The organism is Vibrio sp. Vb1337 (assembly GCF_033338715.1).
GTDB classification, from domain to species: domain Bacteria; phylum Pseudomonadota; class Gammaproteobacteria; order Enterobacterales; family Vibrionaceae; genus Vibrio; species Vibrio alginolyticus.
The window spans coordinates 48,278-59,721 of record NZ_JAWOTD010000007.1 but is presented as its reverse complement, the minus strand read 5'-3'; the positions used below and the strand labels follow the sequence as shown (position 1 = coordinate 59,721).

Annotated in this window: 8 protein-coding genes; 6 read left to right on the top strand and 2 right to left on the bottom strand. The window is 48.8% G+C overall.

Going from position 1 to position 11,444, the window contains the following annotated elements:
- Positions 1-4 precede the first annotated feature (4 nt).
- Both R7E42_RS09835 and R7E42_RS09830 read right to left on the bottom strand, forming a co-directional pair.
- Positions 5-1,837 (bottom strand): IucA/IucC family protein, encoded by a 1,833-nt coding sequence (locus R7E42_RS09835; protein WP_318072617.1) that lies wholly within the window; start codon positions 1,835-1,837, stop codon positions 5-7.
- The gene (locus tag R7E42_RS09830) at positions 1,834-3,045 is read right to left on the bottom strand and encodes an acetyl-CoA carboxylase biotin carboxylase subunit family protein (protein ID WP_213905535.1); all 1,212 of its coding nucleotides are present in this window, start codon (positions 3,043-3,045) and stop codon (positions 1,834-1,836) included. Before R7E42_RS09830 ends, R7E42_RS09835 begins: the two co-directional genes overlap by 4 nt.
- 250 nt (positions 3,046-3,295) lie before the next feature.
- On the opposite strand from R7E42_RS09830, the gene R7E42_RS09825 reads away from it, so the two are divergent.
- The 6 genes from R7E42_RS09825 (at position 3,296) to fecE (ending at position 11,385) form a co-directional block, all read left to right on the top strand.
- Positions 3,296-5,332, top strand: a complete 2,037-nt coding sequence (locus R7E42_RS09825; RefSeq protein WP_318072616.1) for a TonB-dependent siderophore receptor — start codon at positions 3,296-3,298, stop codon at positions 5,330-5,332.
- A gap of 120 nt (positions 5,333-5,452) precedes the next feature.
- Positions 5,453-7,591 carry a TonB-dependent siderophore vibrioferrin receptor PvuA gene (gene pvuA, locus R7E42_RS09820; RefSeq protein ID WP_053303931.1) on the top strand — a complete coding sequence of 713 codons (2,139 nt, stop codon included), beginning with the start codon at positions 5,453-5,455 and terminating at the stop codon, positions 7,589-7,591.
- Positions 7,592-7,692: 101 nt separating this feature from the next.
- Entirely contained in the window at positions 7,693-8,616 is a 924-nt protein-coding gene (locus R7E42_RS09815; RefSeq protein WP_239938802.1) for a Fe(3+) dicitrate ABC transporter substrate-binding protein FecB, read from the top strand.
- A gap of 74 nt (positions 8,617-8,690) precedes the next feature.
- Positions 8,691-9,650: a FecCD family ABC transporter permease gene (locus R7E42_RS09810; protein ID WP_370687806.1), complete on the top strand. Its 960-nt coding sequence runs from the start codon at positions 8,691-8,693 to the stop codon at positions 9,648-9,650.
- Positions 9,647-10,618, top strand: a complete 972-nt coding sequence (locus R7E42_RS09805) for a FecCD family ABC transporter permease (RefSeq protein WP_213915592.1) — start codon at positions 9,647-9,649, stop codon at positions 10,616-10,618. The genes R7E42_RS09810 and R7E42_RS09805 overlap by 4 nt, the downstream gene beginning before the upstream one ends.
- A gap of 2 nt (positions 10,619-10,620) precedes the next feature.
- A complete protein-coding gene (fecE, locus tag R7E42_RS09800) occupies positions 10,621-11,385 on the top strand; it encodes a Fe(3+) dicitrate ABC transporter ATP-binding protein FecE (protein WP_130545694.1) in 765 nt (254 codons plus the stop codon).
- Positions 11,386-11,444 lie beyond the last annotated feature (59 nt).

The window sequence follows — 11,444 nt, the reverse complement described above, 5'->3', positions numbered from 1 at the left end:
TCGTTTAACGTACGCTTTTTTTGATGGCTTCTAAGTAGGCGCGTTGCGCTTCTTCGCTAGAAAGCAGCAAGAAGTTCGGAGCCGACAAACCATAGAACTTATTGATGTCGCTCGCGCCGGAGGCTTCTTTCGAAAGCAAACTGCCAGAGCTCAACAAGTACTTGGCGTATAAGTCAGGTGCCTCTTGCAGCAACTCGCGAGCCAGTTTTGTCTCTAACCCTTCGCCTTCTAATCGGTTGAGTTGCTCTGCAATGCTTTTGGCCACGATGGCGTAAAGCGATGCTGAAGAGGCAATGCCCTTCGCTGCCATAGATTCTACAATCGCTGCGATATCCAGTTGCAGTGTGATGGTGGTAAACATCTGACCGAGCGCCAATTCATTGTCGACTTTGATGCGTTGGTCGAGCAGTTCATCGCAATCCACTGGAATTGTTTTTGCGCCGTGTTTTTCGGCAGCATGGTCTGTTGCAAAGCGGAAGCGCTCTGGCCAAACTCGCGCCGCGTCGTTGTCTTTCATCGCGAGCGTCATTCTGCCCTGTTGATCAAATGCAACGATGGCGTTTTGCTGGTTGGACTCCAATGCGATGCCATAACGAAGCCACAAGGTGAGGTGCACTTGGCATAATAGATCGACGTAATCTTGGAACCACGCCAGCGTATCTTGTTGATAGTAATGTTCTGCCAAATGTTCTAAGAACAAGCGGTCGTCAGGCATTGGGCTTGCTAGTGCTGCAACCGGAACTAACGCTTTGTCTTCGCAATGAGTAAGTGGATACTCACGTACGATGTACGCGAAGGTTTTATCCTCGCCGATGTGTCCACCGTGTTTTTCGTTGCAATGGAACAAGCGACTGTTTAAGTCGGCGTCCGTTTGTTCAAGGTGGCTGAGTAGGCGTTCAAACCAGTGGCCGTCATACAGTGTTGAAGGCTTGATTAAGCGAATATTTTTCGTGCCTAGCGATCGCATGATCAGCGGAACCTTGATGTGAATGTGCGGTGCGTCGTTCACGACCACCGTACGAACGGAAAGCGTCGGCGTCACGTCTAGATACGTTAAAGGCGCTTCTATCATACCTTCGGGTAAGGCTTCTAAAGATCGCAGGGTGAGCGGATGCGCAGGGAACAGTACGTGGCTCAGTGCAAAATCAGCAGGAAGCCCAACTTGCTCCATGGTTGGCCAGCAATCAGGTTGTTCGCTGGTTAATGTCAACAGTGATTTTTCAATCGCAATCCAATGCAGAGCAAAGCTTGGTGCAAACTCGGGCGCGTACTTAGCAAGGTCTTCATCGCTCAGACCAAACTTCGCCCGCGCAGTTGGATAGTACGGATGGTCAAGGTAAGAAGCGATCTGGTCGGCTAGCAGCAGTTTTTGATGCCAAGAACCAAGCTCGGATATTGGTTGAGAAATTTGGTCTGCGTGATGATGAAACGCTTGGTCACACAGCGCTTTGTGTTTCTCTGCACATTCCAGTTCTTGAAGATACCCCGCCAACAATTCGTGAGAGCTCTCATGCGCCAGTGTCGTTAGTAGTGTAATCCACTCTTTGTAATGCTGTTGATGCTCGACTTGGCCATTTTTCTCCACCCACCAACCTGGTGGTGTTTCGTCATTGGCGTGACCGTAGCGCCAGTGCTGCATGTAATACGTTGGCGCAACGGGTAAATACAACGTGAAATCAGAGTTGGCAAATATCAGCCAGACTTGCTCGCCTTGAGGAACAATTCCCCCTTTTGGCGCGTCGCTACTGAACTTGGCTTTCGACAAAATGCCAAACATGTCTTCGCGTAAGCAAGTGTCGATCAATCGTTGCGTTAGATACAAAGCGTTGTCATTCATGCTGCCACCTCACGAGTCGGAGCGAGATCGAAATTGCTAAGCGCGTTCTGCAGCGCTTGGTCGAGGTTTCGCCCTGATGGTGAGACAATCGAAATTCGGGCGAGATAATCCTTATTGGAATAACTCTGTTGGAAGTGTTCTCCCGCGGTTTTTAGTACCTGTTGCTGGGTGATGACATCGCCATCGTGTTGGATGAAGGAGGTCGAATCTCCATCAATAACACCACTGTGTTCCGCAACCACATAGTGCACGTGTGCTGAGCCATGAATTTGGTAATCGCCGTCCAATCTTCGGCCCAAATGCAGACCTAAAATTGTGCTAAACCAACCGAAGTGAGCGAGATTGTTGAGCAAGAATTCGCGGCCATCTCCAATACTGCGGTAGTTAATTTCCACCAAAACTGGGCCGTTTTCCGTGATGATAAATTCGCTGTGGCAAACTCCAAAACCAACGCCGAACGCTTTCAGTTGAGCCAAGCAAGCTTCTCGGTGAGCAATGCCGTTTGGTCCGTTCCAGTCTGCGGCGGTTTCGATAAAGTAAGGCGGCTCAGAGAGCGACACATCAAAACCGCCCACGGCGATAAGTTGGTTACCGTCTCCTAAAGTTTCGAGCGTAACCAACGGTCCTTGAAGAAACTGCTCCACCAGAATGGCGGCGTTTGGGTGCTTTTGCCAAAACGCCTCGCAGTAAGCATCGAGCTCGCTTTGGGAGTCACAGCGCTGTACATCTAAACTTGCCACGCCTTCTTTGGGTTTTGCTACGACAGGGAAGGCCATGCCTAATGCCACATTCGAATGGCGATGCAGCAAACAGCTTTGTGTGTTGGGTAAGGATTTTTCATTTAACACTTGTCGAGTTAAGTGTTTGTTTTTGGCCTTTAACGTGACAGACCAATCTTTGGATGGAAGGCCAAAAAATTGCGCGCAGATGGCGGTGGAAGTTTGTAAGTGATCACTATTGCTGAAAATAGCGTCTGGCTTTAATTCATGCTCCGTGATGGTTTCGATGAGTTCTAATGGGTTGAAGACATCACATTCTAGAATGGTATCCGGATTAAAGTGACTATCACGACTCGCCAGCTCTAAATGGCTTAGCTTGTGGTCGGTGATAAGAACGACGTGAAGGTCCATCGCTTTAGCTGCAGGCACGAAGCCGTGAGTGACTGCATCGTTAACGACATGACTTACGATAATCATCGTAGATTTCATGAGCTTTCCTAATTTTCTAACATTTTCTTCTAACGTTGATAAAGTCGCTCACGGTCGTCTTCCAATGTGCCTCTCGCGAGACGGAGGGCAGAAGTTTTAGTGTTTATTGTTATTATGTTTGGTTTTTTTTGTTGTTAGTTGTGTTTTTAGGGTAAATAAATATAGAGCATAAAATTAATATTGCAAATAGAAATAATATTTGTTCTTATTTCCATCCGTTGGCTTTATAACAACTAAACGGAATTATGGAATGAATAAATTATTGACCCTGACCCCCTTGGCGGTCGCGATTGGTTCTTCACTAGTAGCACCAAGCGCAGTGGCTTCAGAAGAGACGAACTCAACCTCATCAGCAACTGAAACGATTCAAGTCTTCGGGCATCAGTACGAAGGTTATGCTGAACACATGCCTCAATCAGGCACCAAAACCGATGTGGAATGGCTTGATGTGCCACAAGCGGTATCCGTAGTAACGAAAACAGAAATGCAAGACCGAGGCGCGGTGCGCTTAGTGGATGCGCTAGATGGGGTAGCCGGGGTCAATAACACCTTGGGCGAAGGCAGCCGCGATCAGTTCATGATCCGTGGTTTTGATTCACTCAACGATATGTACCGTGATGGCTTGCGAGATGACGGTACGTTGCAGTCTTACCGCAGCTTAGCGAACGTTGAACGCGTTGAAATTGTGAAAGGCCCTGCGGGTGCTTTGTATGGCCGTGGTTCGGCTGGGGGCATCATCAACTTGGTGACGAAACGCGCTAACGGTGAGAATTTTACTCACGTAAACGGTAGTGTAGGCAGCAACAACCAATATGTTGGTCAGGTCGACAGCTCAATGGCGTTTACAGATAAGGTCAACGGGCGTATTAACTTGGAATACCGTCAAGCCGACTCGTACGTTGATCATGTTGATTCAAACGATTTCTTCATTGCACCGACCATTCGTGTGTTACCAGCGGAAGGTCACACCCTTGATATTGACGTGGAATACGCCCATCAAGAACTAGTGCCGTATCGTGGTGTGCCATCAAAAAATGGCAAGCCAGTTGATTTGCCAGTAAGCACTTACTTTGGCGGCACAAACGACTATCAGGAGTCAGACAGTCTCCGTATTGCGGTGGATTACGAATGGCGTCTGAATGATCAATGGGTATGGAACAACCGAGCGGCATTCAACCATATCGAACTTGAGCAAAAAGGCATGCGTCAGGGCAAAGTGACGGGTAATGAAGTGTCTCAAACCGTCAACAACTTTGGTTACGATCCACGTACTACGACCACTTTACAATCTGAGTTGGTTTGGGAAACCAGGGACAATCAATTGATGGTGGGTGCAGATTTCAACCAGATCGATATCGACCTAACGTTGGCAAGTGACAAAACGCTTCCTGCGCAAAATATCTACGATCCAGTCGTTGGTCCAACGCCTGATCCGGGCTTTAAGCCATTTCGTGACAATACCACCACCACGACAGGTTTGTATGTGCAAGACGTCTATACGTGGGGTGACCTTTCTTTGATCGGTAACGTGCGTTACGACTCGATGGAACTCGAACAACAAAAAGCGGGCTCAGATAAGGAAAAATTGGATGATGACAAAGTCAGCTACCGTGCTGGTTTGGTATACCGCATCAATTCCGACACATCCGTATACGCCAGTTTAGCGCGCTCTTGGCAGTTACCGTACGCTGGTATCTACATCAATCCAAAATTGGCGGAATTCTTCCACACCGACTTAAAAGAGGTGGGTGCGAAAGCGTACCTTTTGGATAACGCATTAATGTTAAATGCGGCACTGTTCCAGATTGATCAAGAGCAACCACAAACTAACGTGGACGGCGATGTGATCGATAAAATTGAAGTGCGTCACCAAGGCATTGAATTAGAGGCTCGCGGCCAAATCACCAAACAGTGGGACATCTCTGTGGGTTACAGCTATTTGGATGCGGAAGACAAAGCCACAGGCAAAAAGCCGAACGATGTATCAGACCACTTGTTCTCTCTTTGGAGCACTTACCAATTGAATGACAACTGGCGTTTAGGCGGTGGTGTGAAGTACGTGGGCGACCGTTACGCAGGTAACGACGAAGCTGTCGCACTTGGCGATTACACAACGGTGGATTTGATGGCGGCGTACACCACTGGTCGTCATAAAATCCAAGCGAACGCTTACAACATTTTGGATGAGAAATACATTCTTGGCGCAACAAACGGCACGTCTGGCTTAAACCAGATTGGCTACGGCGCACCAGCCGAGTTTATGCTCAGCTACGGATATCAGTTCTAGGCTTTTTGTGCGTAGTTAGCGCCTGTTAGCCGATTTTTTCCTCATATTGAGGATGTTTAGCCCCGAGAGCCTACGGGATGTATTCTGCCCGAGGCTCAATTTCTCGCAAAGGAGATCTTAATGTCTTACCAGAATTTGGATGGTAAAGTGCGTGTACGTGCTGGTTTGTCTACCACTTACAGTGTGCTTGCGATTGCAATCGCTTCTGCCACATCCATGAGCGCGGTTGCCGCTCCTGCTAAAAAAGAACAAACTACCGCGATGGAAACCGTCGTTGTCACTGGTAGCGTGATTGGTAAATCTGAAATTGAAGACGTCAAAGAGTACCCAGGTGCTCGTACCGTCATTACCCGCGATCAAATCGAGAAAACCGCCGCAGGCTCGATTGATAACGCGCTACAGCGCGTGCCGGGTATTAAAGTTCAGGATGAAAGCGGAACGGGCGTATTGCCTAACATTTCCGTACGTGGTTTGAAAGCAAGCCGTAGTGGTCATGCTCAGTTCTTGATGGATGGTGTACCGCTAACACTTGCGCCATATGGTCACACTGGTCAGTCTATCTTCCCAGCAACACTGTCGATGCTTGATCGTATTGACATTGTACGCGGTGGTGCCGCAGTACAGTACGGCCCAAACAACGTCGGTGGTGTGATCAACTTAGTGACCAAACCGATTCCACACACGTGGCAAACTGAAATCAGTAACCGCCTTACCGTGTTTGATGGCGGTGATGCGCCGCTGAATGATTTTTACCTACGCACGGGCGGCTGGTTAAGCGACACATTTGCACTACAGTTGGAAGGTAACTTCCTAAAAGGTGAAAGCTTCCGTGAACATTCCGATACGGACGTGAAGAACTTCCAAGCCAAAGCACAGTGGCTACTGAGTGACACTCAAGAGATTCAAGCATTCCTGCAACGTTACGATGCTGAAACGCAAATGCCGGGCGCACTTTCGCCACAAGATTACGAGCAAGATCGTCACCAATCGAAACGTCCTTACGATGATTATGAAGGTAAGTCGACGCGCTGGAGTGTTAAGTACATCCACGATTTGCCATTTGCCGACAGTGCCGAGCTAGAAGTGCTAACGTTTGGCCATAAGTCAGAGCGTCTTTTCAAGTGGGGCTTTAACAGCGCGGGTGGCCATTGGGCGGATCCGGCTCTGCCAGCGACGGACGTTCGTACCTCTCCACGTGAATTTACCGTGTATGGTATAGAGCCAAAAATGGCGATGTACTTTGGCGAAGGTAAATCCGTTACTCAAAACTGGATCGTGGGTACCCGTTATGTTAATGAAGACATTGACTACAAACTCACTCAGACTCCAATCGCCGGTGGTGCAACCAGCGTTCCGCGTGATTGGCATCTAGATACGGACGCGTTTGCTGGATACGTTAGCAACGAAATTGGTTTGTTCAATGATACATTGAAGGTAACGCCTGGGTTGCGTGTTGAGTCGGTTCGAATGACGTTTACCGATCGTGGTAAAAAACAAACGGCAGACAACACCGTGACGGAATGGTTGCCAGGTTTGACGGTGGCATACAACTTAACTGACCAGTGGGTGACGTATGCGAACGCGCAAAAATCACTTCGTGCGCCACAAATTGCCTACATCCGAGGTTTGGGTGAAGAAGGTAGCGAACTGGCTTGGAACTACGAAGTCGGCGCGCGTTACACCCAAGATGCGACCAGCTTTAACGCTGCACTTTATCGCATCGACTTTGAAGATCAATTGCAATGGCAAAGCTCAACGCAGACCTTCGATAACATCGGAAAAACACTTCACCAAGGCATAGAGCTTTCTGCTCGTTACGTGCCTGAAGCACTACCTGCACTGAGTTTAGGCGCAAGCTACAACTATCTAGACGCTACGCTTGAAGAAGAAGGCGCGAATAAAGGTAATCAACTGCCTTACACCTCTAAGCATCAGCTTGGTTGGGATGCAACCTACGCATTTTACGGCATGGACACCACGCTATCGGGCTTCTACTTTAGTGATTCGTATACCGATAACGCCAACACCAGTGCCGAAGATGCAACTGGCGCAACGGGTAAAGTACCATCTTACATGGTGTGGAACTTCAACTTGGGGACGGATTTATACAAAGACGACAAAGGCAAGTTACGCATGAATGTTGCGGTGAACAACTTGTTTGACGAGGAGTATTACTTCCGCGGGATTGATACAAGCCCAGTTGGTCGGTACCCAGCTCCGGGACGCTCTTACACACTGGATCTGAACTATCAGTTTTAAGCGTTTCGTTCACCGAGTTTGAAAAGAAAAGTCGCCAATTTACCTTGGCGACTTTGCCGATCTTAGGTAATGGAAAACTCTTAGCACTGGAAAAAAGCAAGATGAAAAATAAAAAACAATTTACGATCAAACACTTTTCAACCGTTTTGCTGATGCTGTTGAGCTCAGCTTTGATGTCATTTAGCGCATTTTCTCAGGCGCGCAGCGTGCAAGATGAGCAAGGCACTTTTGAGCTAGAAGCGATACCTCAACGTATTGTGGTTTTAGAATTTTCGTTTGTCGATGCATTAGCGGCAGTCGATGTCTCACCTGTAGGCGTCGCCGATGACAACGATGCCACACGAGTCATTCCTGCTGTTCGTGCCAAGGTTGGTCCTTGGCAATCGGTCGGCATGCGCTCGCAACCGAGTTTAGAGGCGATTGCGGTGCTCAAGCCGGATTTGATCATTGCTGATGCAGAACGTCATCGCGCGATTTATCAAGATTTGCAGCGAATTGCGCCAACTTTGCTGTTAAAAAGCCGTGGTGAGACATATCAAGAAAATCTCGAATCCGCACACAAAATCGGCGTGGCAATTGGCAAACAAGCGAAAATGACACAACGAATTGAGCAGCACAAACAGACAATGGCGGAGTTCAAACAGCATTTTGCAACACAAGAAACCATTCAGTTTGGTGTGGTTTCTGACAAAGGGATGTGGTTGCATAGCCCGGTTTCTTACGCTGGGGGCGTTTTGAGTACGCTGGGCATCCAAAGCCCGCTGGCTCCATCTGAGCAAAAAGCGTATATCCCAACCAGTTTCGAACTTTTACTAAAAACCAACCCTGATTGGTTGTTAGTTGGACTTTACTCTCAACCAAATATTGTGGATGAGTGGCGCAAAAATCCATTGTTTAAGTTGCTAACTGCTGCGAAAAAGCAGCAAATTGTTGAGGTTTCTCCTGAACTGTGGTCGTTAAATCGCGGCATGTTGGCTGCGGAAGAAATTGCCCGCAATCTTGAAGCGTTATTGGAGCGCTCATGAGTGCGGCGATAAGCTCGGAAAGCGCGTCTTCGGTTAGCAAATCGCATTGGAAAGCGAGCTTGTTTGTCTGTGCTATGGCGTTGTGTACGCTCTCAGGCTATGCAGCCTCAATGATTGGCTGGTCCAACTTTTCCTTGAGCGTTAATGATCTGACAAGCTATTGGTTTGCGTTTGATGAGGGCAATATGCTGCATCAAATCCTCGCGACGCTGCGTGCGCCTCGTGCCTATGCTGGGTTATTAATTGGCGCTTCGCTTGCGGTATCCGGAGTGCTGATGCAAGGATTAACTCGTAACCCTTTGGCGTCGCCATCCATTCTCGGCATTAATGCTGGTGCGGCTTGTTTTATGGCCTTGGCGTCCATCGGCGTACCATTCTTTAGTCAATTGAACCCAATCATCAACGCAGTACTCGGCGCGCTACTAAGTGGTGGTGCGGTCATGTTGTTGGGCGGTTTTTTTTCCGCGCGTTCTCACCCATTGCGTTTAGTGCTAGCGGGCATTGCCATCAGTGCACTGCTGATAGGGTTAACTCGTGCGTCGGTAATTTTGGCGGATGACATGGCTTACAGCGTGTTGCATTGGTTAACGGGTTCACTCTCCGCGGTAGATTCTGAACAGTGGCAGCAACTGTGGCCTTTTGCGACTTTAGGTTTGGTGCTCGCCATGGGCTTAGCGCGAAACTTAAATTTACTCGCGTTGGGGGACGAAGTTGCTGTTGGGCTAGGTGGTAACATTCGTCTTACGCGATTTATCAGTGGTTTAGCGGTTGTGCTGTTGGCAGGAACTAGCGTAGCGATTGCTGGGCCAATTGGCTTTGTCGGGTTGTTAGTGCCGCACTTGGTACGCCCGATTGTTGGTCACAACTATCACATTCTCATTCCGGTTTCCGCCTTGTGTGGCGCGGCATTGGTGACGTGGTCAGATGCTTTATCACGCGCGATTGCCTTTCCGGCTGAAACGCCAGTGGGCGTGATTACCGCGCTGTTGGGCACACCTTGCTTTATCGCGATTGCAATGAGGAAATCATCATGATGAATCAAACCAAACTGTTTGCATTAGTTGGATTGTTGCTGATTGCGTCTTCTCTCACGCTGTTTGTTGGCGCGGCGAACATGTCGGCTCAACAGGTTTTTGCATTACTGTTTTCTTTCTCTGACTCGGACTTTGTGATTCACCAATATCGATTACCGAGAATGTTGCTCGCCATTGGCGTGGGCGCTGGGTTGGGGCTGTCAGGCGTTTTAGTTCAAGGCGTCATCCGTAATCCACTTGCCTCACCAGATTTAATGGGGATAAGCGCCGGAGCAGGACTGGCGGCTACCGCTTGTTTGGTGCTGTATCCGAATGCGCCAGTGGCAATGTTGCCGATGGTCGCCATGGCGGGAGGCTTGCTTGCTGCTGGCTTTATTGCTGTGCTGGCTTACTGGTCGAAACCAACACCAGCACGTTTGGCGCTGATTGGTGTTGCTGTCAGCGCATTTTTAGCCAGCGGTATCGATTTTCTTCTGATTGTGCACCCTATCGAAATCAACACGGCGATGGTATGGCTAACCGGCAGTTTGTGGGGACGAAATTGGCAACAAGTGCCGTTTATTTGGAGTGCTCTATTGCTGCTACTGCCATTGGCGTTTTGGCTGGCTTGGCGGCTAGATGTTATGGGACTGGGAGAAGAAAGCGCTACTACGCTTGGCATGAAACCAAGACAGACCCAAATTCTTGCGCTGATTGCTGCCGTGTTATTGGCGAGCATCAGTGTGTCTGTGGCAGGCACGATCAGCTTTGTTGGCCTGCTTGCGCCGCATCTTGCGCGTTTGCTGTTTGGCCACAACCACAAGTTGTTAATTCCAGCCGCTGCAACCCTTGGCGCTTTGTTGGTGATTTGCGCCGATGGTTTAGCGAGAGGCTTACAGCCGCCAATTGAGCTACCAGCGGGAGTGCTGACATCTGTTATTGGCGCACCATATTTCATTTTTCTTTTGTATCGTTATAGAGGTTGGTAAGCATGTTACGAACGCAGAACTTATCCGTCGCGTACGGCAAACAGACCATCATTCCAGATCTCTCTTTGTCGATTCCTCAAGGTAAAATTACCGCACTAGTTGGTCCAAATGGTTGCGGTAAATCGACACTATTAAAAACCTTGGTACGCATCAATAAACCCGCTTCTGGCCAAGTGTTGTATGACGAAAAACCACTAAGCAACTACGGGGATAAACGCTTGGCGCGTTCGTTGTCTTTGCTGCCGCAAATTCTTGTCAGCCCTGAAGGCATTACCGTCAGAAAACTGGTCGAATATGGCCGCTCGCCTTATCTCTCTCATTGGGGCAGGTTAAGTCAACAAGACAAAGCCTTGGTCGAGCAAGCAATGCAAGATACTGGCGTGATTGAGTTTGCTGACAAGTCAGTTGAATCGCTGTCTGGCGGTCAAAGGCAAAGGGCGTGGATTGCGATGGTAATGGCGCAAGATACCGACGTAGTGATGCTTGATGAGCCAACCACTTACTTGGATCTCTCTCACCAAGTTGAGCTGATGAAACTCATGAGGCAGATGAACGACAAAGGCAAAACAGTGGTCGTAGTGCTGCACGATCTAAACCAAGCGTGCCGTTACTGCGATCATTTGGTGGTGTTGGAAAAAGGTCAGTTAGTCACGCAGGGAACACCGCAAGAGGTACTGACAGAAGGTATGTTGGCATCGGTGTTTGATTTACAAGCGAGAGTATTTAACGACCCAATCTCAGGCACGCCGATGTGTGTGGCGGTGTAGGTTTACGTCTTTCGAAAGCTATCTGCAATAAAAACGTCGATCCATAAAAACAAACCCCG

Coding starts and splice junctions, on each gene's coding strand:
- R7E42_RS09835 (WP_318072617.1), bottom strand. CDS start 1,837: ATGAATGACAACGCTTTGTATCTAACGCAACGATTGATCGACACTTGC.
- R7E42_RS09830 (WP_213905535.1), bottom strand. CDS start 3,045: ATGAAATCTACGATGATTATCGTAAGTCATGTCGTTAACGATGCAGTC.
- R7E42_RS09825 (WP_318072616.1), top strand. CDS start 3,296: ATGAATAAATTATTGACCCTGACCCCCTTGGCGGTCGCGATTGGTTCT.
- pvuA (WP_053303931.1), top strand. CDS start 5,453: ATGTCTTACCAGAATTTGGATGGTAAAGTGCGTGTACGTGCTGGTTTG.
- R7E42_RS09815 (WP_239938802.1), top strand. CDS start 7,693: ATGAAAAATAAAAAACAATTTACGATCAAACACTTTTCAACCGTTTTG.
- R7E42_RS09810 (WP_370687806.1), top strand. CDS start 8,691: ATGGCGTTGTGTACGCTCTCAGGCTATGCAGCCTCAATGATTGGCTGG.
- R7E42_RS09805 (WP_213915592.1), top strand. CDS start 9,647: ATGATGAATCAAACCAAACTGTTTGCATTAGTTGGATTGTTGCTGATT.
- fecE (WP_130545694.1), top strand. CDS start 10,621: ATGTTACGAACGCAGAACTTATCCGTCGCGTACGGCAAACAGACCATC.